General features: G+C 21.9%; 1 protein-coding gene. It reads right to left on the bottom strand.

Annotated features, from left to right (window positions below; translation table 4 throughout):
• Positions 1 to 788 (bottom strand): hypothetical protein (locus M0D11_RS06025; RefSeq protein WP_252321008.1); only part of this gene is annotated, 788 nt, incomplete at its 3' end.
• Positions 789 to 1,032: the final 244 nt, after the last annotated feature.

The following is a 1,032-nucleotide window of genomic DNA, read 5'->3' as shown; positions in this document are numbered from 1 at the left end:
CGTTGAATTAAAAATTCAGCTATTTCAAAATAACCATTATCTACTGCATAGTGTAGAAGGAAACCTAAAGGTTCATTATCATTATATTCTTTATCTTTTTCATCTTTTTTAGTGATAGGATTGAGATTTTTATAGTCGAAAAAATTTTTTAGTTTTTGTTCTACATTTCAATCTATATTTGTTATATTTTGAATTTTATTTTTAAAAATATTGAAATGAAAATCATTAATTTCTTTTTTAATTGCTAATTTTCCTTTAATAGCAGTAGATAGTAAATCATTAGAACTTATTAATGATTCGTTAGTAACAAATTTAGCATGAATTCCTTTTTCAAATTCAGTTCCATCTCCACCTTTTCCATAATAAATTTTATTGATATCTAAATTTAAATTAGTCAAATCAATGGCATACAAAAATCATTTTTTGTTACTTGATTTATTTGCAAAAGAATGATTAAATCTATTAATTACTACATTATTTCCACTAATATCAATACCAGTTTCTTCTCACATTTCTTTTACAACAGTTGTATAATAGTCCAAACTCTCAACTCCACCGGTAATAGTACTATTCTGACTAATTTTAGATACTATTTCATGAGCTGGGTTTTTTTCTTTCTGAATTTGCAAATAATAATATTCATTATCTTTTAAAACATAGGGTAAAATAGCAACACCTTGATTATTACATCAAGGTTCTTCAACATAGATAAAACCATTCTCTATTTTTACTTCAATAAATTTAGAATCAAACAATAATTTTTGATTTTCAATATTTTTAATTAACATTTTTTATTTTTCCTATCTTAAAATATTTAGTTTATGCTTATCTTTTAACAAATTTTATAAATTAATCAATCTTTTTTTAAAAAATAAAAAAAGTTCACAAATAAAAATTTGGAACTAAAGTTTTAGGGTTATTTGAAATTTGTGTTTATATTTAAAATTGTAACTTTCTAAAATAATTTATTTTTTTTGTAAATATTTTTGGGAAATTTTTACTCGATATTGACAGTGCTAGGTTCTTTATCAC

Source organism: Spiroplasma endosymbiont of Lariophagus distinguendus (genome assembly GCF_023846195.1).
GTDB lineage: Bacteria > Bacillota_I > Bacilli_A > Mycoplasmatales > VBWQ01 > Spiroplasma_E.
Note: the sequence above shows the minus strand (reverse complement) of the source record. Positions and strands in the feature narration are given on the sequence as shown.